This window comes from Enterobacter cloacae complex sp. P6RS, assembly GCF_014982245.1.
GTDB classification, from domain to species: Bacteria; Pseudomonadota; Gammaproteobacteria; order Enterobacterales; family Enterobacteriaceae; genus Enterobacter; species Enterobacter bugandensis.
Window position 1 is genome coordinate 24,373 of sequence record NZ_JADCLB010000004.1, and the last position, 20,368, is coordinate 44,740.

18 protein-coding genes and 1 other RNA gene are annotated in these 20,368 nt (G+C 56.5%); 6 read left to right on the plus strand and 13 right to left on the minus strand.

Features of this window, described 5'->3' with window-relative positions:
- Window positions 1–11 precede the first annotated feature (11 nt).
- From ubiH to INF73_RS02400, 3 genes are read right to left on the minus strand one after another with little or no spacing between them, the layout of a single operon-like run.
- Complete coding sequence (ubiH, locus tag INF73_RS02390) at window positions 12–1,190, minus strand: 2-octaprenyl-6-methoxyphenyl hydroxylase (RefSeq protein ID WP_193359757.1); 1,179 nt, start codon at window positions 1,188–1,190, stop codon at window positions 12–14.
- On the minus strand, window positions 1,187–2,500 hold the full coding sequence (gene pepP / locus INF73_RS02395; protein WP_120247341.1) for a Xaa-Pro aminopeptidase: 1,314 nt from the start codon (window positions 2,498–2,500) through the stop codon (window positions 1,187–1,189). Before pepP ends, ubiH begins: the two co-directional genes overlap by 4 nt.
- 31 nt (window positions 2,501–2,531) lie before the next feature.
- Complete coding sequence (locus INF73_RS02400) at window positions 2,532–3,110, minus strand: YecA family protein (protein WP_028014333.1); 579 nt, start codon at window positions 3,108–3,110, stop codon at window positions 2,532–2,534.
- Between the two features lie 167 nt (window positions 3,111–3,277).
- On the opposite strand from INF73_RS02400, the gene zapA reads away from it, so the two are divergent.
- The 3 genes from zapA (at window position 3,278) to INF73_RS02415 (ending at window position 4,453) form a co-directional block, all read left to right on the plus strand.
- Complete coding sequence (zapA, locus tag INF73_RS02405) at window positions 3,278–3,607, plus strand: cell division protein ZapA (protein WP_006811891.1); 330 nt, start codon at window positions 3,278–3,280, stop codon at window positions 3,605–3,607.
- A gap of 41 nt (window positions 3,608–3,648) precedes the next feature.
- A non-coding RNA gene (ssrS, locus tag INF73_RS02410) (6S RNA) lies at window positions 3,649–3,832 on the plus strand.
- A 24-nt stretch (window positions 3,833–3,856) separates the two neighbouring features.
- Entirely contained in the window at window positions 3,857–4,453 is a 597-nt protein-coding gene (locus INF73_RS02415; RefSeq protein WP_048960956.1) for a 5-formyltetrahydrofolate cyclo-ligase, read from the plus strand.
- Between the two features lie 96 nt (window positions 4,454–4,549).
- On the opposite strand, the gene serA is transcribed toward INF73_RS02415, so the two are convergent.
- The gene (gene serA / locus INF73_RS02420) at window positions 4,550–5,782 is read right to left on the minus strand and encodes a phosphoglycerate dehydrogenase (protein WP_041908347.1); all 1,233 of its coding nucleotides are present in this window, start codon (window positions 5,780–5,782) and stop codon (window positions 4,550–4,552) included.
- A gap of 266 nt (window positions 5,783–6,048) precedes the next feature.
- Window positions 6,049–6,708, minus strand: coding sequence for a ribose-5-phosphate isomerase RpiA (gene rpiA, locus INF73_RS02425; RefSeq protein ID WP_003860091.1), 660 nt, complete (start codon window positions 6,706–6,708; stop codon window positions 6,049–6,051).
- A gap of 127 nt (window positions 6,709–6,835) precedes the next feature.
- Between rpiA and argP the strand changes: the two genes are divergently transcribed.
- On the plus strand, window positions 6,836–7,729 hold the full coding sequence (gene argP, locus INF73_RS02430; RefSeq protein ID WP_003860089.1) for a DNA-binding transcriptional regulator ArgP: 894 nt from the start codon (window positions 6,836–6,838) through the stop codon (window positions 7,727–7,729).
- Window positions 7,730–7,772: 43 nt separating this feature from the next.
- Here the strand turns inward: argP and INF73_RS02435 are convergent, their stop codons facing one another.
- The 7 genes from INF73_RS02435 to tkt form a co-directional block, all read right to left on the minus strand.
- A complete protein-coding gene (locus tag INF73_RS02435) occupies window positions 7,773–8,504 on the minus strand; it encodes an oxidative stress defense protein (protein ID WP_028014336.1) in 732 nt (243 codons plus the stop codon).
- Between the two features lie 92 nt (window positions 8,505–8,596).
- Complete coding sequence (argO, locus tag INF73_RS02440; protein ID WP_021242063.1) at window positions 8,597–9,232, minus strand: arginine exporter ArgO; 636 nt, start codon at window positions 9,230–9,232, stop codon at window positions 8,597–8,599.
- A gap of 145 nt (window positions 9,233–9,377) precedes the next feature.
- Complete coding sequence (gene mscS, locus INF73_RS02445; RefSeq protein ID WP_003860082.1) at window positions 9,378–10,232, minus strand: small-conductance mechanosensitive channel MscS; 855 nt, start codon at window positions 10,230–10,232, stop codon at window positions 9,378–9,380.
- Window positions 10,233–10,418: 186 nt separating this feature from the next.
- Window positions 10,419–11,498 carry a class II fructose-bisphosphate aldolase gene (fbaA, locus tag INF73_RS02450; protein WP_008499731.1) on the minus strand — a complete coding sequence of 360 codons (1,080 nt, stop codon included), beginning with the start codon at window positions 11,496–11,498 and terminating at the stop codon, window positions 10,419–10,421.
- 92 nt (window positions 11,499–11,590) lie between these two features.
- Window positions 11,591–12,754, minus strand: coding sequence for a phosphoglycerate kinase (pgk, locus tag INF73_RS02455; protein ID WP_028014337.1), 1,164 nt, complete (start codon window positions 12,752–12,754; stop codon window positions 11,591–11,593).
- Between the two features lie 49 nt (window positions 12,755–12,803).
- A complete protein-coding gene (gene epd / locus INF73_RS02460) occupies window positions 12,804–13,823 on the minus strand; it encodes an erythrose-4-phosphate dehydrogenase (protein WP_045260751.1) in 1,020 nt (339 codons plus the stop codon).
- Window positions 13,824–14,148: 325 nt separating this feature from the next.
- On the minus strand, window positions 14,149–16,140 hold the full coding sequence (tkt, locus tag INF73_RS02465) for a transketolase (RefSeq protein WP_045260752.1): 1,992 nt from the start codon (window positions 16,138–16,140) through the stop codon (window positions 14,149–14,151).
- A gap of 271 nt (window positions 16,141–16,411) precedes the next feature.
- Between tkt and INF73_RS02470 the strand changes: the two genes are divergently transcribed.
- Both INF73_RS02470 and INF73_RS02475 read left to right on the plus strand, forming a co-directional pair.
- The gene (locus INF73_RS02470; protein ID WP_028014340.1) at window positions 16,412–17,170 is read left to right on the plus strand and encodes a M48 family metallopeptidase; all 759 of its coding nucleotides are present in this window, start codon (window positions 16,412–16,414) and stop codon (window positions 17,168–17,170) included.
- Between the two features lie 210 nt (window positions 17,171–17,380).
- The gene (locus INF73_RS02475; protein ID WP_193540883.1) at window positions 17,381–18,649 is read left to right on the plus strand and encodes an OprD family outer membrane porin; all 1,269 of its coding nucleotides are present in this window, start codon (window positions 17,381–17,383) and stop codon (window positions 18,647–18,649) included.
- A 76-nt stretch (window positions 18,650–18,725) separates the two neighbouring features.
- On the opposite strand, the gene INF73_RS02480 is transcribed toward INF73_RS02475, so the two are convergent.
- Window positions 18,726–20,366 carry a thiamine pyrophosphate-binding protein gene (locus INF73_RS02480; RefSeq protein ID WP_193540885.1) on the minus strand — a complete coding sequence of 547 codons (1,641 nt, stop codon included), beginning with the start codon at window positions 20,364–20,366 and terminating at the stop codon, window positions 18,726–18,728.
- Window positions 20,367–20,368: the final 2 nt, after the last annotated feature.

Below are 20,368 nucleotides of genomic sequence, written 5' to 3' on the forward strand. Positions count from 1 at the left end.
GTGATAACTCCTTAACGCGCGACCCAACCCAGGGTCCGCTGCGCCAGCACGTCACGTGCCGGAATGAACAGTTCCATCGCCATCAGCCCGAGGTTGCGACCAACAACCAGCGGCGCCCAGCGATTGGCAAAGAGATGGACTAAACCATCGGTGACGCCAATCGTCGCCTCTTTATCGGCCTGACGTCGCGCCTGGTAATGGCTTAGCACCGGGTAAGCGCCACAGTCTTTTTGTTCGCTCCACGCCCGCGAAAGCGTTTCGGCCAGGCTCATCACATCTCGCAGGCCGAGGTTAAAGCCCTGCCCGGCGATGGGGTGGAGGGTTTGCGCCGCGTTGCCGACCAGCGCCACGCGGTGAGAAACAGACTGTGATGCCGTGGTTAACGACAGTGGATAGACCGCACGTTTCCCGGCATGGGTAATACGCCCCAGCCGCCAGCCAAAGGCTTTCTGCAGCTCGGTACAAAAACGTTCGTCGGACCAGGATTTAACCTCTTCGGCCTTTTCCTGCGGGTGGCACCAGACCAGCGAGCAGCGCCCGCCCGTCATCGGCAGCATCGCCAGCGGGCCGTGCTGGGTGAAGCGCTCAAACGCCCGGCCGTTGTGTTCTGCTGCGGTCGAGACGTTCGCGATGACCGCGACCTGCCCGTAAGGCTGCTGCCGCCACTCTACCCCGCACTGGGTGCCGAGCGCCGAGCGCGACCCGTCAGCCGCCACCAGAAGCTGTCCGTCAAGCACGGTGCCATTGTCCAGCGTTACGCTGACCGCGTCTTCACTGCGGGTGAAGCTGGCAACGCGTGCCGGGCAGTGCAGCGTAACGCCCGGCGCGTCCTGCAACAGGCGGAACAGGCGCAGGCCAATATCGTGCAGTTCAACGACCTGACCCAGCGCGTCAATACGGTAATCATGGGCATCCAGCGTCACAAACCCGGCATGACCGCGATCGCTCACGTGCACGGTATTAATGGCGGTAGCGCAGTCGGCGATGGCCTGCCAGATGCCAATGCGGGATAGCTGCTGGCAGGTGCCCTGCGCCAGGGCAATGGCGCGGGAATCAAACCCAGGGTGATTCTTCGCCTGCGGCGCGACGGCTTCAACCAGATGCACCGGAAGCTGCCCCTTCGTCAAATGCGAGATGGCTAACGCCAGCGTGGCGCCAGTCATGCCGCCGCCAACGATAATCACGCTCATACGCGCGCCGCTGCCATCAGCGCCTCGATATCGTCCGCTTTTTTCACCACGCTCGCGGTCAGGTTTTCGTTGCCGGTTTCGGTGATGACGATGTCGTCTTCAATACGAATGCCAATTCCGCGGTATTCCTCTGGCACGTCGGCATCCGGCGCGATGTACAGGCCCGGCTCGACGGTCAGCACCATGCCCGGTTCAAGCACGCGCGAACGTTCAGGGCCGTACGCGCCCACGTCGTGCACGTCCAGCCCCAGCCAGTGGCTCAGGCCGTGCATAAAGTACGGGCGGTGAGCATTCTCGGTAATCAGGGTATCGACATCCCCTTTGAGGATCCCAAGCTTAACCAGCCCGGTAATCATGATGCGCACCACCTCACCGGTCACCTCCTGAATGGAGGTGCCCGGGCGATACAGCTTCAGCGCCGTCTCGAGTGATTCGAGAACGATGTCATAAATCGCCCGCTGCGCTGGCGAAAACTTGCCGTTCACCGGGAAGGTACGCGTGATGTCGCCGGCGTAGCCCTGATATTCGCAACCGGCGTCAATCAGCACCAGATCGCCGTCGCGCAGCGCGCTTTCGTTTTCTGTGTAGTGCAGAATGCAGCCGTTTTCCCCGCCGCCAACGATGGTGTTGTAGGAGGGATAACGCGCGCCGTGGCGGTTAAATTCGTGGTGAATTTCGCCTTCCAGCTGGTATTCAAACATTCCGGGACGACATTTTTCCATCGCGCGGGTGTGCGCCAGGGCGCTGATTTCGCCCGCACGGCGCAGCACGTTCAGCTCTTCTTCAGATTTGAACAGACGCATCTCGTGCACCACCGGACGCCAGTCCGTGAGGGTGGCGGGCGCGGACAGGTTCTGCCGCGAGCCTTTACGCAGTTTTTCCAGCGCGTTGAAAACAATCTCATCGGCGTAGGCGTATTCGCCCTGCGCGTGATAGAGCACGTCGAGGCCATTAAGCAGCTGATAGAGCTGCTGGTTGATTTCGCTAAACGCCAGCGCGCGGTCAACGCCCAGCTTTTCCGGGGCGGCCTCTTGCCCTAAGCGGCGGCCAAACCAGATCTCAGCGGTTAAGTCTCGTACGCGGTTGAAAATCACGCTGTGGTTGTGGGTGTCATTGCTCTTAATCAGCACCAGCACCGCTTCCGGCTCGTTGAAGCCGGTGAAGTACCAGAAATCGCTGCTCTGGCGATAGGGGTATTCGCTGTCGGCGCTGCGCGTCACTTCCGGCGCGGCAAAAATCAGCGCCGCGCTTCCCGGCTGCATGTTTGCCAGCAGCGCCTGACGACGGCGCAAATACTCTTGTTGCGAGATAACCATGACACCCTCCTGTGCGTTATTTTTCTTAATGTAAGGTTGGCTTGCGAACTTCCGGCGCGGTCGGCTGCGAGCGCGTAAAGTTGTCGTGGCACAGCAGCGCCGCCACGCGCACGTACTCGATGATCTCTTCGAGAGACATTTCCAGCTCTTCCTGATCTTCCTCTTCATCGTAGCCAAGCTGGGCGATGTTGCGCAGATCGTCAATCGCTTCACCCGCTTCGCCGGTGACTTTATCAAGCTTAGGCTGGGTGACGCCCAGGCCAAGCAGATAGTGGTTTACCCACCCCGCGAGCGCATCGGCGCGATCGAAGACGCTGACATCGTCGCCTTCAGGCAGATAAAGCTGAAAAAGGAAGCCATCGTCTTCCAGCGAATCGCTGGTTGCCGCGTGCATTTTTCGCAGCGCTTCCGCCAGTTCGTGGCCAAACGCCAGCCCTTCGTTGGTGAGGTCGTGGATCAGCGGCTGCCATGAGCTGTCGCTGTTTCCGCCGCACAGTATGCCGCTGATCAGACCGTGCATTTCGGCAGGGGTAAGACCGACTCCCTGCTGGTTCAGTAACTGGTTTAAATCCTTGTAACCAGGCATTTCGTTCTGTATAGACATACGCATTCGTCATCAAAGGGAGGATATTCATGATATGCTACCACTTTGGACCCTGGTGATACCAGAAAAGGGCTTGTATCTTCACATCAGGGTAGCTATAGTGTCGCCCCTTCGCAGCCCCCGGGGCAGTAAGCGAAGGCAGCGCAGTCAATCAGCAGGAAGGTGGCATGTCTGCACAACCCGTCGATCTCCAGATTTTTGGCCGTTCACTGCGAGTGAATTGTCCGCCTGAACAAAGGGATGCTTTGAATCAGGCTGCGGACGATTTGAATCAGCGGTTGCAAGATCTAAAAGAACGCACTAGAGTCACAAATACTGAGCAGCTGGTTTTCATCGCCGCGTTGAACATCAGCTATGAACTGACTCAGGAAAAAGCGAAGACCCGCGATTACGCGGCTAGCATGGAGCAGCGCATTAAAATGCTCCAGCAGACCATTGAACAGGCGTTGCTTGATCAAGGTCGCAATCCCGAAAGACCGGGACCAAAGTTTGAATAACACTTCGCAGTTGACTATGGTAGAGTAACTGTGAAGACAAAATTTCTCTGAGATGTTTGCAAGCGGGCCAGTCCCCTGAGCCGATATTTCATACCACAAGAATGTGGCGCTCCATGGTTGGTGAGCATGCTCGGTTCGTCCGAGAAGCCTTAAAACTATGACGACACATTCACCTTGAACCAAGGGTTCAAGGGTTACAGCCTGCGGCGGCATCTCGGAGATTCCCTCTCTCTTCTTCTACCGACTACCATGACTCAATTCCCTGAAGTTTCTGCTTCACGCCAGGACATCCGTCAGCTCATTCGCCAGCGTCGTCGCGCCCTTACGTCCGAACAACAAGCACACTTTGCGCAGCAGGCCGCTGCCCGCATGATGGCCTATCCGCCCGTGGTGATGGCAAACACCGTCGCGCTGTTTCTCTCGTTTGACGGCGAACTGGACACCCAGCCGCTTATCGACCAACTCTGGCGCGCCGGGAAAAAAGTTTACCTGCCGGTACTGCATCCGTTCAGCCGGGGCAATCTGCTGTTTCTGCATTACCATCCGCACAGCGAACTGGTGGTGAATCGTCTGAAAATCACCGAACCGAAACTCGACGTGCGCGACGTACTCCCGCTGTCACAGCTGGACGTGCTGATTACGCCGCTGGTGGCGTTTGATGAGCAGGGACAGCGCTTAGGTATGGGCGGCGGTTTTTACGACCGAACGCTGCAAAACTGGCGGCAGTATGGGTTGCAGCCGGTGGGCTATGCGCATGATTGCCAGGCTGTAGAAGCCTTGCCGGTGGAGAAATGGGATATTCCGCTGCCTGCGGTGGTAACGCCAGGTAAAACGTGGCTTTGGTAGCATAAAGCCGGGTGGCGCTTACGCTTACCCGGCCTACAAAAGCTCAACGTAGGTCGGGTAAGGCGTAGCCGCCACCCGACACCACAGACCGCACCATCAGTACAGCAGGCGCGCGCGAATCGTTCCCGGAATGGCCTTCATGCTCTGCAACGCTTTTTCAGCCACGTCTTCATCCGCTTCGATATCAATGACCACATAGCCCATCTGCGAGTTGGTCTGCAGATACTGGGCGGCAATGTTGACGCTCTGCTCGGCAAAAATCTGGTTAATTGCGGTCAGCACGCCAGGACGGTTTTCATGGATGTGCAGCAGACGACGACCGCCGTGCAGCGGCAGAGACACTTCCGGGAAGTTCACAGCAGAGAGCGTAGAACCGTTGTCGGAGTATTTGCTCAGCTTACCCGCCACTTCCAGACCAATATTCTCCTGCGCTTCCTGAGTAGAACCGCCGATGTGCGGCGTCAGGATCACGTTGTCGAATTCGCACAGCGGAGAGTTAAACGGATCGCTGTTGGTGGCAGGTTCCGTCGGGAACACGTCGATGGCCGCCCCCGCCAGATGCTTACGCTTCAGCGCATCGCACAGCGCAGGGATATCGACCACCGTACCACGCGCGGCGTTGATCAGCAGAGATCCCGGCTTCATCAGCGCCAGCTCTTCCGCGCCCATCATGTTTTTGGTGGAGGCGTTTTCCGGCACGTGCAGGCTGACCACGTCGCTCATGTTCAGCAGGTCAGACAGATGCTGTACCTGCGTCGCGTTACCCAGCGGCAGCTTGCTTTCGATATCGTAGAAGTAGACGTGCATCCCCAGCGATTCCGCCAGGATCCCCAGTTGGGTACCGATGTGGCCGTAGCCGATGATACCCAGCTTTTTACCACGGGCTTCGTATGAGCCCGCGGCCAGTTTGTTCCACACGCCGCGGTGCGCTTTGGCGTTAGCTTCCGGGATACCGCGCAGCAGCAGCAGCAGCTCGCCAATTACCAGCTCCGCCACGGAACGGGTGTTAGAGAACGGGGCGTTAAAGACCGGGATACCGCGTTTTGCGGCAGCGTTCAGGTCGACCTGGTTGGTGCCGATGCAGAAACAGCCAATAGCAACCAGCTTTTCTGCCGCGGCAATCACGTCTTCAGTCAGATGGGTACGGGATCGCAGGCCAATGAAGTGGGCATCACGGATGGCGGCTTTCAGCTCTTCCGTGTCCAGCGCGCCTTTGTGAAATTCGATGTTGGTGTAACCCGCCGCACGAAGGCTATCAAGCGCTTTCTGATGCACGCCCTCGACCAGCAGGAATTTAATCTTGTCTTTCTCCAGTGATACCTTTGCCATTTCCCCGACCCTGTTTTTATCTGAACTGATGTTGTGCTGGATTGAAATCCGCTGTAGCCAACATATCAAAAAAAACTATTGCAGCAATATGAACGTTTGCGTCGGCACTCTGAAGAAAAGTCATACAGGGCAAAATGACAGAGTAAAATGCTGAGGAAATTTACAAACGTGGCAGGATCGGCAAAAGAGGCGGAAAAGCGTGACACAAGTCACCAAATTTAGCTTTTCAAAAATTTTTTAGCGGGGGGAGCACTCCCCCCATCAGATCATTTTACGATGGTTTTCACACCGTCAGCCGTACCGATCAGCGCCACATCCGCGCCGCGGTTGGCAAATAACCCTACGGTGACGACGCCTGGAATGCCGTTGATGGCGTTTTCCAGCGCAATCGCGTCGAGAATCTCCAGACCGTGAACATCGAGGATGACGTTACCGTTGTCGGTGACCACGCCCTGACGGTATTCCGGACGGCCGCCCAGCTTCACCAGCTGACGGGCAACCGCACTGCGCGCCATCGGGATCACTTCAACCGGCAGCGGGAAATTACCCAGAATGTCGACCTGCTTGGAGGCATCCGCGATGCAGATGAACTTGTCCGCCACGGAGGCGATGATCTTTTCACGGGTCAGCGCCGCGCCGCCGCCTTTGATCATCTGCATATGGCCGTTGATTTCATCCGCGCCATCAACGTAAATGCCCAGACGATCCACTTCGTTGAGATCGAAAACGGTAATGCCGAGGCTTTTCAGCTTTTCCGTGGACGCATCGGAGCTGGAAACCGCGCCCTCGATCTGCCCCTTCATCGTGCCCAGTGCATCGATAAAGTGCGCCGCCGTTGACCCCGTACCAACACCGACAATGGTCCCTGGCTGTACGTACTGGAGAGCGGCCCATCCTACTGCTTTTTTCAGTTCATCCTGCGTCATGATCGTTTTGCCTGTGGTGTGAAAACTCAGGGCGCATTATAGAACACGTCGAATGGATTTCGTCTGTCAGGAAGGGAAAATTGTGTCATAGTGCAGATTAAGCAAAATTTAGGAGCCAGCCAGAGCAATGAAACGTCCGGACTACAGAACACTACAGGCACTTGATGCAGTTATTCGTGAACGCGGCTTTGAGCGCGCAGCGCAAAAGCTGTGCATCACCCAGTCCGCCGTATCACAGCGTATCAAACAGCTTGAAAATATGTTCGGGCAGCCGCTGCTGGTGCGTACCGTACCGCCGCGCCCAACGGAGCAAGGACAAAAGCTTCTCGCCCTGCTGCGCCAGGTTGAACTCCTGGAAGACGAGTGGCTGGGTGACGAACAAACGGGTTCCACGCCGCTGCTGCTCTCGCTGGCGGTGAACGCCGACAGTCTGGCGACCTGGCTGCTGCCAGCTCTTGCGCCGGTGCTGGCCGACTCCCCTATCCGCCTGAATCTTCAGGTCGAAGATGAAACCCGCACCCAGGAGCGCCTGCGTCGCGGCGAAGTGGTTGGGGCGGTCAGTATCCAGCCTCAGGCACTGCCAAGCTGTCTTGTCGATCAGCTGGGCGCGCTCGACTACCTGTTTGTCGGTTCAAAAGCCTTTGCGGAGCGCTACTTCCCGAATGGCGTCACCCGCGCCGCGCTGCTGAAAGCCCCTGCCGTGGCGTTCGACCATCTGGACGATATGCACCAGGCGTTTTTGCAGCAAAACTTCGATCTGCCGCCGGGCAGCGTGCCGTGTCATATCGTTAACTCGTCCGAAGCTTTCGTGCAGCTGGCGCGTCAGGGCACCACCTGCTGCATGATCCCGCATTTACAGATTGAGAAAGAGTTGAAAAGCGGTGAGCTGATTGACCTGACGCCGGGGCTGTATCAGCGCCGGATGCTCTACTGGCACCGTTTTGCGCCGGAAAGCCGCATGATGCGCAACGTGACTGATGCGCTGCTGGCATTTGGACATAAGGTGTTGAGACAGGATTAAAATGAAAAGCCGGGTGGCGGCTACGCCTTACCCGGCCTATTGATTATTGTGCAGGTTTCGGCTGTGCTGCAACGGGTTCCAGCTGGAACACCACATCAACCTGATCGTCGAACTGAATCGTTGGCTGCTCGTAGGTTTCCTGAGCAGAAACCGGCGCGGCGTCCGCCTTCATCATCCGAACCATCGGGCTTGGCTGGTAGTTAGAGACGTGGTAACGCACGCTGTATACCGGGCCAAGCTTGCTCTTGAAGCCAGACGCCAGCTGTTCCGCCTGATGAATGGCATCATCAATCGCCGCTTTACGCGCTTCGTCTTTGTATTTCTCCGGTTGCGCAACGCCCAGCGACACGGAACGAATTTCGTTCAGGCCGGCCTTCAGCGCGCCGTCCAGCAGAGAGTTCAGCTTGTCCAGCTGACGCACGGTCACTTCCACAGTGCGCACGGCGCGATAGCCTTTCAGGATACTTTTGCCGTTCTGGTAGTCGTAATCGGGCTGGGTACGCAGGTTCGCAGAGCTGATGTCTTTTTTAGCAACACCGTTCTGTTCCAGGAAAGAGAGATATTGCGCAACACGATCGTCTGCCTGTTTTTTGGCGGAAGCGGCATCTTTTGCAGCCACATTCACTTCAATTGCCAGGGTTGCAACATCCGGTACCGCGTCCACGCTTGCGGTGCCTGACGTGACGATGTGCGGGCCATCCGGCAGTTCACTTGCCTGCGCCGACACCGCACCGAAACTTACTAATGCCGCGAGGGCCATCACTTTAAACTTCACTGTCATTCCTCCATGTTGCGAAGAGTGCCCCAACAACAGGGCTCATGCCAGCAAGCTTAGCGGGTCTTGCTCAGTTGTCCATAAGACAAGGATTAGTTGAACAATTCCTGGACGTGGTGAATGCCCTCTTTTGCCAGCTGAAAAGCAATAAACCACATCACCAGCCCCACCAGGGTATTAATAATGCGCTGGGCTTTGGCAGTCCGCAGACGAGGCGCCAGCCATGCCGCCAGAATGGCGAGACCGAAGAACCAGAGGAAAGAGGCGCTAACCGTGCCGAGCGCAAACCAGCGTTTCGGCTCAACGTCCAGCTGTCCGCCCAGGCTGCCCAGCACTACGAAGGTGTCGAGGTAGACGTGCGGATTTAGCCAGGTGACCGCCAGCATGGTGACGATAATCTTCCAGCGGCCCTGCTTCATGACTTCCGCGCTCGCCAGTTCGAGGTTGCTGCTCATCGCCGTTTTCAACGCACCGAATCCGTACCACAGCAGAAACGCCACGCCACCCCAGGTCACCAGCGCCAGCAGCCAGGGGGACTGCATCAGCAGCGCGCTGCCGCCAAAAATGCCGGCGCAAATCAGCAGCAGATCGCTCACCGCGCACAGCAGGGCAATCATCAGATGATACTGGCGGCGAATGCCCTGATTCATTACGAAGGCGTTTTGCGGGCCGAGGGGTAAAATCATGGCCGCACCTAAGGCAAGCCCTTGAAAATAATAAGATAGCATGACGATTTTCTCGCAGTGTTGTTCTGGAGGCTGACTATACTGCGCGAATCACATTAGAGGAAATGGATAATATTAATTGGGTATTAGCGGAGCTTATGAAAGTAAAGCCCGGTGGCGCGAGCGCTTACCGGGCCTACGGGTGACGTTATTCTGCTTCTTTGACTTTTTTGACGTTTACGTCCATCTGCGGGTAAGGGAAGCTGATGCCGTTGGCGTCGAAATCGCGCTTGATGCGCTCCAGCACATCCCAGTAAACGTTTTGCAGATCGCTGCTTTTGCTCCAGATACGCACCACGAAGTTAATAGAGGAAGCACCCAGTTCGTTCAGGCGAACCGTCTGCTCGCGGTCCTTCAGAATGCGGTCGTCAGAGGCGATGATATTCGCGATCAGCGACTTCACCTGATCGATATCGGAATCATACGCCACGCTGATGATTAGCTCGTTACGACGCACCGGCTCGCGGGAGAAGTTAATGATATTGCCCGCTATGATTTTCCCGTTCGGTACCACCACAATACGACCATCGACGGTACGCAGGGTGGTAGAGAAAATCTGTACCTGCAACACGGTACCGGCGATGCCGCCAAGGTCAACATATTCACCGGAACGGAACGGACGGAAAGTCACCAGCAGTACGCCCGCCGCCAGGTTTGAAAGCGAGCCCTGCAGTGCCAGACCAATGGCCAGACCGGCGGCGCCAAGAACGGCAATCACGGAGGCGGTTTGCACCCCAACACGGCCCAGCGCGGCAATCAGCGTGAAGGCGATAATGCCGTAGCGCACCAGTGCGGAGAGGAAGTCAGCCACCGTGGCGTCAATGTGTCGCGCGACCATCACACGGTTGACGGCGTTCGACACGATACGCGCCACGATCATCCCGACGATGATGATGGCAATCGCCGCGACAATGTTCACGGCATAGCTCAGCAGCAGGGCCTGGTTGCGCACCAGCCAGTTGCCGGCGTTATTGATGCTGTCTACAACATCGAGTTGTTCCATTTATTCTTCCTTTTGTTAAACCAAAACACAAAATCCATCCCCCATGGAGACAGGCAGGTCAGTAAAGGGTAAACAAAAAGCACCGGCTTTGCCAAACAGATCACAAAAACAGGTCTGACAGGGTATTGAAAAAACATAAAAAAAGGCCCGCATTTGCGGGCCTTCTGATGCTGTCAGCAGCTCAAATTACAGAACGTCGATTGCGTTCAGTTCTTTGAAAGCCTGCTCCAGACGGGTCACCATGGACGTCTGAGCAGCGCGCAGCCATACGCGTGGATCGTAGTATTTCTTGTTCGGCTGGTCTTCGCCTTTCGGGTTGCCCAGTTGGCCCTGCAGGTAAGCTTCGTTCGCTTTGTAGTACTGCAGGATACCGTCCCAGGTTGCCCACTGGGTGTCGGTATCGATGTTCATTTTCACTACGCCGTAGCTTACGGAGTCTTTGATTTCCTGAGCAGAAGAACCGGAACCGCCGTGGAAGACGAAGTTCAGGCTGTTGTGCGGCAGGTTGTGTTTCTTGGAAACGTATTCCTGAGAATCGCGCAGGATGGTCGGGGTCAGAACCACGTTACCTGGCTTATAAACGCCGTGCACGTTACCGAAGGACGCTGCAATGGTGAAGCGTGGGCTGATTTTGCTCAGCTCGGTGTAAGCGTAATCAACGTCTTCTGGCTGGGTGTACAGGGCAGAAGCGTCCATGTGGCTGTTGTCCACGCCGTCTTCTTCACCACCGGTGCAACCCAGTTCGATTTCCAGGGTCATGTCCATTTTGGCCATGCGCGCCAGGTACTTAGAGCAGATCTCGATGTTTTCGTGCAGTGACTCTTCAGACAGGTCGATCATGTGAGAAGAGAACAGTGGCTTACCGGTTGCCGCGAAGTGTTTTTCACCCGCGTCCAGCAGACCGTCGATCCACGGCAGCAGTTTCTTCGCGCAGTGGTCAGTGTGCAGGATAACTGGAACACCGTAGTGTTCAGCCATCTGGTGAACGTGGTGCGCACCAGAGATAGCACCCAGGATAGCAGCACCCTGAGGAATGTCAGTTTTCACGCCTTTACCTGCGATGAACGCAGCGCCGCCGTTAGAGAACTGAACGATAACCGGTGCTTTAACTTTTGCAGCGGTTTCCAGTACGGCGTTGATGGAGTCGGTACCTACGCAGTTAACTGCTGGCAGAGCGAAGTTGTTTTCTTTAGCTACCTGGAACACTTTCTGTACGTCATCACCAGTGATAACGCCAGGTTTTACGAAATCAAAAATTTTAGACATGTTGCTTAGTCCTGTATCTTCGGCCGTTAGAAAAGGTGCGAGCTCTTAAAAGCGCGCTGAAAATTGGGCAGGTTTCCCTGCCCTTGAATGGCTTACTTCTTAGCGCGCTCTTCGAGCATTGCTACTGCTGGCAGTACTTTGCCTTCCACGAATTCGAGGAATGCGCCGCCACCAGTGGAGATGTAGGAGATCTTGTCAGCGATACCGAACAGGTCGATTGCTGCCAGGGTGTCACCACCGCCTGCGATAGAGAACGCTTCGCTGTCTGCGATTGCGTTAGCCACGATTTCAGTCCCTTTGCGGAAGTTCGGGAATTCGAACACGCCAACAGGACCGTTCCACAGGATAGTTTTTGCGTTTTTCAGGATTTCAGCCAGTTTCTGTGCAGAAACGTCGCCCAGGTCCAGAATCTGCTCTTCGTCTTTGATGTCGTTTACAGATTTCAGGGTCGCGGTTGCGGTTTCGGAGAACTCGGTCGCCACGCGAACGTCAGTTGGAACCGGGATATCACAGGTACCCAGCAGGCGTTTGGCTTCGTCAACCAGGTCTGCTTCGTACAGGGATTTACCCACGTTGTGGCCCTGAGCGGCAACGAAGGTGTTCGCGATACCACCGCCCACGATCAGCTGGTCAGCGATTTTAGACAGGGAATCCAGAACGGTGAGTTTGGTAGACACTTTAGAACCACCAACGATAGCGACCATTGGGCGAGCAGGTTCTTTCAGTGCTTTACCCAGTGCTTCCAGTTCGTCAGCCAGCAGAGGACCCGCACACGCGACGTCTGCGAATTTACCGATACCGTGGGTAGATGCCTGCGCACGGTGCGCTGTACCGAATGCATCCATCACGAATACGTCGCACAGTGCAGCGTATTTTTTGGACAGGGTTTCGTCGTCTTTCTTTTCGCCTTTGTTGAAGCGAACGTTTTCCAGAACAACCAGCTCACCTTCGGCAACGTCTACGCCGTCCAGGTAATCTTTAACCAGGCGAACCGGGTTGGACAGTTTGTCTTTCAGGTAATTAACAACCGGCAGCAGAGAGAACTCTTCGTTGTACTCGCCTTCAGTTGGACGGCCCAGGTGGGAGGTGACCATCACTTTAGCGCCCTGCTTCAGAGCCAGTTCAATGGTTGGCAGAGATGCACGGATACGCGCGTCGCTGGTCACTTTGCCATCTTTAACCGGTACGTTCAGATCGGCACGGATGAAAACGCGTTTACCTGCCAGATCCAGATCGGTCATCTTAATTACAGACATGGTGAATCCTCTCGTTGATTCTTAAAGTTTTGCAAGCGCAAGGTGCGCTCTACCTGAAACCTTTTGCGGCCATGGCTAACGTGGTGTCGAGCATTCGGTTAGCAAAGCCCCATTCGTTATCACACCAGACCAGCGTCTTGATAAGGTGCGCACCACTGACTCGCGTCTGCGTGCCATCCACGATGGCGCTGTGCGGGTCGTGGTTAAAATCTACTGAGACCAACGGTAATTCCGTATAGTCAACTATACCATGAAATGCTCCCTGTGCCGCTTTTTGCAGCAACAGGTTGACTTCACAGGCTTTTACCGGTTTTTTCACCGTCACGCTGAGGTCGATTGCGGTGACGTTTATCGTCGGAACCCGCACGGCAATCGCTTCGAAACGGTCATTAAACTGCGGAAAAATTCGGGTGATCCCTGCAGCCAGTTTCGTGTCCACCGGGATGATTGACTGGCTCGCCGCGCGAGTGCGTCGTAAATCCGGGTGATAGGCGTCGATAACCTGCTGATCGTGCATGGCGGAGTGAATCGTGGTTACGGTGCCGGATTCAATGCCATACGCATCGTCTAACAGTTTGATGACCGGAATAATGCAGTTGGTGGTGCAGGAGGCGTTGGAAACAATGCGGTGCTCGGCTTGCAGCTCATGCTGGTTGACGCCAAACACGACGGTCGCGTCGAGGTCGTGACTGCCGGGATGAGAAAACAGGACTTTCTTCGCGCCTGCTCTCAGATGCGCTTCGCCGTGTTCGCGGTTGCCATACACACCGGTACAGTCAAGCACGACATCCACACCCAGTTCACGCCAGGGTAGCCCGGAAATGCTGTTCTCATGCAGCACACGAATAGCGTCATCACCCACAAAAAGCTGATCTCTTTCCTGGCGCACATCCCAGGCGAAGCGTCCGTGGCTGGTGTCATACTTCAATAAATGCGCCATGCCAGCAGCATCCGCCAGTTCATTGATTGCCACCACGGTGATTTCCGCCCGACGTCCGGATTCATACAAAGCACGAACCACATTACGCCCGATGCGACCGAAGCCATTAATCGCTACGCGTACGGTCATAGATCTCCTGCAAAGCAATCCCTGAGTTTGAGGTGGCTGAAAGAGTAATCCAGCGACGCCCGAAGGGGAATCTTTGCTATCACAAACTGCGATTGATTGGTCAATTGTCGAACATTTAATCGACTGAAACGCTTCAGCAAGAATAAGCGAATCGGGGAATAAAAGGAATGTCTGTCCAGATGAATAAGCGAGCTATATGACTTGCGTCACATTTTCGTTGGAATAATGACGCAAAAAAAGCCGGGTAAGTGCTAGCGCTTACCCGGCCTACTTTTGAGCCATTTGTAGGCCCGGTCAGCGTAAGCGCCACCGGGCAAAACGGCGATTACAGCAGTTCTTTCGCCTTAGCGACCACGTTCTCAACGGTGAAGCCGAACTCTTCGAACAGCTGTTCTGCCGGAGCAGACTCACCGAAGGTGGTCATACCGACGATAGCGCCGTTCAGACCCACGTATTTGAACCAGTAGTCAGCAATACCCGCTTCCACCGCCACGCGAGCGGAAACCGCTTTAGGCAGTACAGATTCACGGTAAGCGGCATCCTGCTTGTCGAACGCATCGGTAGACGGCATGGAGACCACGCGCGCCTTCACGCCTTCGGCAGTCAGTTTTTCCCATGCTGCTACAGCCAGTTCAACTTCAGAACCGGTCGCGATGAAGATCAGCTCAGGCTGGCCCGCGCAATCTTTCAGCACGTAGCCACCGCGGGCGATGTTTGCCAGCTGCTCAGGGGTACGCTCCTGCTGCGCCAGGTTCTGACGGGAGAGGATCAGCGCGGTCGGGCCGTCCTGACGCTCAACGCCGTATTTCCACGCCACCGCAGATTCAACCTGGTCACATGGACGCCATGTGCTCATGTTCGGGGTTACACGCAGGGAAGCTACCTGCTCTACCGGCTGGTGAGTTGGACCATCTTCGCCCAGACCGATGGAGTCATGGGTGTAGACCATCACCTGACGCTGTTTCATCAGCGCAGCCATACGCACGGCGTTACGTGCATATTCCACGAACATCAGGAAGGTAGAGGTGTACGGCAGGAAACCACCGTGCAGAGCGATACCGTTCGCGATAGCGGTCATACCGAACTCACGTACACCGTAATGGATGTAGTTACCGGCACTGTCTTCGTTGATTGGCTTAGAACCAGACCACAGGGTCAGGTTAGAAGGCGCCAGGTCAGCGGAGCCGCCCAGGAATTCTGGAAGCAGCGGACCGAACGCTTCAATCGCATTCTGAGATGCTTTACGGCTGGCGATTTTAGACGGGTTCGCCTGCAGCTTCGCGATGAATTCGTTGGCTTTAGCGTCGAAGTCAGACGGCATATCGCCTTTCATACGACGGGTGAATTCAGCCGCTTCCTGTGGGAACGCCTTCGCATAGGCAGCGAATTTCTCGTTCCAGGCCGCTTCTTTCGCCTGGCCCACTTCTTTAGCATCCCACTGAGCATAGATCTCAGACGGGATTTCGAAGGCAGGGTGTTTCCAGCCCAGTGCTTCACGGGTCAGTGCGATTTCCGCGTCGCCCAGCGGTGCGCCGTGGGAGTCATGGGTGCCCGCTTTGTTCGGAGAACCGAAGCCGATGATGGTTTTGCACATCAGCAGGGACGGTTTGTCGGTGACTGCGCGAGCTTCTTCTACTGCACGTTTAATCGAGTCAGCATCGTGGCCGTCAACACCACGCACAACGTGCCAGCCGTAGGCTTCGAAACGTGCGGCGGTGTCGTCAGTGAACCAGCCTTCAACGTGACCGTCGATGGAGATACCGTTGTCGTCGTAGAACGCCACCAGTTTGCCCAGCTTCAGGGTACCAGCCAGGGAGCACACTTCGTGAGAAATGCCTTCCATCATGCAGCCGTCGCCCAGGAAAGCGTAGGTGAAGTGGTCAACGATGTCATGGCCAGGACGGTTGAACTGCGCCGCCAGGGTCTTCTCGGCAATCGCCATACCCACAGCGTTAGCAATGCCCTGACCCAGCGGGCCGGTGGTGGTTTCTACGCCAGCGGTGTAGCCCACTTCCGGGTGACCTGGAGTTTTGGAGTGCAGCTGACGGAAGTTTTTCAGCTCTTCGATTGGCAGATCGTAGCCGGTGAGGTGCAGCAGGCTGTAGATCAGCATAGAGCCGTGGCCGTTAGACAGCACGAAACGGTCGCGGTCAGCCCATGCCGGGTTCTGCGGGTTGTGGTTAAGGAAATCACGCCACAGGACTTCGGCGATATCAGCCATACCCATAGGGGCACCCGGGTGGCCGGATTTGGCTTTCTGTACTGCGTCCATGCTCAGCGCACGAATAGCATTAGCAAGCTCTTTACGTGAGGACATTTTAACTCCAGATCGGACTGTTAAAGGCCATGCCCTTGACGACAGCGCGTTTTGGGCTACGCCGGAAAAAAGTGCCAACAATGTAACCCAAGCCGCAGGGCATGTACATGGACCATTCTTTTGCAGCTTAAGAAATCTCTGGATCATGCTCGCATGTTGCGCAATCTGCTCGCCCGCGCCTGTAGATATTCCTTATACTTATCCCGCCCCGGCTTCGTTGCGGGGGCACTTTTCGGATTTTATTCAGTTTAACGAGTACGGAAGCAACCTCATGAAAATGCGTGCAATAGTGCTGGCCCTGGGTACAACGCTCGTGCTGAGCGGCTGTCAGAATATGGACTCTAACGGTCTGATGACCTCAGGTGCAGAAGCCTTTCAGGCCTACTCCCTGAGCGACGCGCAGGTTAAAGCGCTGAGCGATCAGGCCTGTAAAGATATGGACGGAAAAGCCACGCTTGCGCCGGCTGACAGTACCTACACACAGCGTCTGAATAAGATTGCTTCCGCGCTCGGCGATAACATCAACGGCCAGCCGGTGAACTACAAGGTTTACATGGCGAAAGACGTCAACGCCTTCGCGATGGCTAACGGCTGTATCCGCGTCTACAGCGGGCTGATGGATATGATGACCGACAACGAAGTGGAAGCGGTTATCGGCCATGAAATGGGTCACGTTGCGCTCGGCCACGTGAAGAAAGGGATGCAGGTTGCCTTAGGCACCAACGCCATTCGCGCGGCGGCGGCCTCTGCGGGCGGCATCGTTGGCAGCCTGTCCCAGTCGCAGCTTGGTGACGTAGGTGAAAAACTGGTTAACTCCCAGTTCTCGCAGCGTCAGGAGTCCGAAGCGGACGACTACTCCTACGATCTGTTGCGCAAACGCGGTATTAATCCATCCGGTTTAGCCACCAGCTTCGAAAAGCTGGCAAAACTGGAAGCGGGTCGCCAGAGCTCCATGTTTGACGATCACCCGGCCTCAGAAGCGCGCGCACAGCATATTCGCGACCGAATGGCCGCTGACGGAATTAAATAATTTTGGAAGGAGGCAATTTTGCCTCCTTTTTATTTCGCATGAATTGCTAACTAAATCGCACGTATCGGTAACACCTCTGAAAGCCCCGTCAAATCTACCCTTTCCGGCTGAAACGTCTGGTCACATATTTATTGCAATCGTTAATCTTTCCGGTAATTATCAAACGCGCAGTAATTCAATTTAATATATTAAGACAGAGACGTTCCCTCCGTGAAAAAAGAATTATCATTAATTGCTTTTAGTTTATTCGCCGCATTACCCGCCGCTGCAAGCCAGCAATCTGACAGCAAGGGTTTTATCGACGACAGCCATTTAGACCTGTTTTTACGCAATGCGTATATCAGCCGTGACTACCATCAGGGCCAGCAGGATAAAGCCGAATGGGGTCAGGGCATCATCGCCACCTTTGAATCCGGCTATACCGAAGGGCTGGTGGGCTTTGGCGTGGACGGCATCGCGCAGTACGGCGTGCGCCTGGATGGCGGTCGCGGCAAGAGCGGTGCGGGAGGTATCGACTTCTTTAAACAGGAAGACGATGGCCGGGCCAAATCCGATTTAGCGAAATTTGGCGCTACCGCCAAAATGCGGATCTCGAATACCGTGCTGAGCTACGGTAACCAGCGTCCTGAACTGCCTATCGTTAACGCCGACAGCTCCCGCCTGCTGTTTGAAAGCTACACCGGTGCCATGCTGACGTCTAAAGAGATCGACGGGCTGGAAGTGAACGCCGGTTATTTCACCGACGAGCAGCGTAAAAGCGACGACCGCCACGACAGCGGCCTGAAAAGCCTGACTTTCGGTGGCGCAAGCTACCAGTTCAACGACCAGTTCAGCGGCGCGCTATACGCCTCTCATAACGAAGAGGTGATGAACAAACAGTACCTGGGGCTGAATTTCAAACAGCCGTTCAGCACCGGGCAGCAGCTGGTGCTCGACTTTAACGGCTATAACTCGCGTCTGGATCAGGGCTACGCTGACAGCCTCGACACTGGCCGCAGCAACACCATCTGGAGCCTGGCGGCGAGCTACATCTGGGATATTCACACGTTCAAAGTGGCGTACCAGCAGAGCAGCGGCAGCACAGGCTATAACTACGGCGGATATCGCGACAAGGGCGGCGTGGGCGACGGCGGCAACACCATCTGGCTCGCGAACTCCTACTGGTCTGACTTTAACGGTGAAGACGAGCGCTCATGGCAGGCATCCTACGGTCTGGACTTCGCGGGTCTCGGCCTGCCGGGCCTGAGCTGGACCACCGCCTACGTGCGCGGCGACAATATCAAGACCTCTGAAACCAGCAACGGCAAAGAGCACGAGTGGTTTAACCAGATCCAGTACCAGGTGCAGGATGGCCCGGCAAAAGATCTGAAGCTGAAACTGCGCTACTCCGTGCTGCGCGTCTCCAGCAACGCCAGCGACTATAACGTGGGCGGGGACGAGATCCGCGCCTACGTGGAATACCCGTTTAACGTGTTCTGATAAAACAAGCCGGGTGGCGGCTTCGCCTTACCCGGACTACTGTTTTCTCCCTCTCCCCGTGGGAGAGGGAAAACCGCTAGTAAAGCGTTTTCTGCGGCGGCCCGGCAAACTTCAGGGCGCCTATCTGCTCCATCCGCACTTCCACCACCGACGGCCCCGGCATAGCCAGCGCCTCCGTCATGACCGCATCAAAGTCCTCGGCCCGCTCAACGCGCCAGGCCTGTAAGCCAATCGCCTGCGCCAGCAGGGTAAAGTCCGGCGTGTGCAATTCGTTGTAATACTGTCGCCCGCCGAAATACTTATCCTGAATGCCGCGCATGACGCCGTAGCCCCCGTCGTTCATGATCAGCAGCGTCACGTTAGCTTTCTCCTGCGCCAGCGTCGCCAGCTCGCCTAAATTCAGGCTCAGGCCACCGTCGCCCACCAGCCCCACCACCTTACGCTGCGGGTTGGCAATCGCGGTACCAATCGCCATTGGCAGCCCCATGCCAATCGCCCCGGCCAGAGAGTGAATGTTCATCAGCGGGCCGTTAGCGCGAAACAGACGACTGCCCCACAGGCTGCCGGAAACGGTGATATCGCGCACCAGCAGGCCGTCCTGCGGCAGGGCTTTTTCAATGGCGTCGTTGAGCTTCGCATAGGCGCCGCACTGCTCGCGCAGGCCCTGTTCAGCCTGCGAGACCACCTGCTGCACCTGCGCGTCCCACTGGGCGTTGCCCCACTCGCGGCCCTGCGCTTTTTCAGCCAGCGCGCCAAGCAGCGCTGAACAGTCGGCTATCAGCGTGTTATCCATCAGATAGTTACGGCTCGCCGCCGCCGGGTCGATATCAATCTGCACGCGTGGAGACGGCAACTCCAGCGTCCAGGAGCGGGTTTCGTTGCTGCGCAGGCGAGAACCGGCCACCAGCGTAAAATCACACTGCGAAATAAGCGCCTCAACCGACGGCGAATTGTGGAACGCCCGCAGGCTGGCGCGATGGCCGTCCGGCAGCACGCCGCGCGCGTGGGTGCTGGAGATCACGGTGATGCCCGCATCCGCCAGTTTTTTCACCGCGTCAGCGCTGCCCAGCGCCCCGCCGCCCAGCCACAGCAGCGGCTGTTTTGCCTGCCTGAGCTGCGCCCATAAAGCATCCACCATCGCGGGATCCACGGCTGCAACCGAAGCTGGTTTCACCGGTGCGGTCACCAGCGACAGCGGAATTTTCGCACCCTGAATATCAATCGGGATCTCCACGGAGACCGGCCCGCACGGCGGGGTCTGCGCGTCCTGAATGGCTTTATGCAGGGTGGCTATCGCCTGGCTGGCATTGCTGATGCGGTACGCCCGTTTTGAACTGGCCTTCAGGAAGGTCAGCTGGTCGCGGGTCTCGTGGATAAACCCGGTGTCGGCATCCAGCCAGGCCTTTTCCACCTGCCCGGTTAAATGCAGCAGCGGCGTGCAGGCGTTCATCGCCTCCACCAGCGCGCCTACCGCGTTCCCCGCCCCCGCGCCGGTGCTGGTCAGCGCCACGCCGAGGCCGGAAAACCGCCCGTGGGCGTCGGCCATGGTGACGGAACCCGCCTCGCCGCGTGCGGGCACGAAGCGGATTTTGCCCCGCTGCCCTACCGCATCCGCGATCGGCAGGTTGTGAATGGAGATGACGCCGTAGATGGCCTCAACCTGATACTGCTCCAGCGTTCTGGCGATGGCGTCGCCGACGGTTATCATTTCGCTCATTG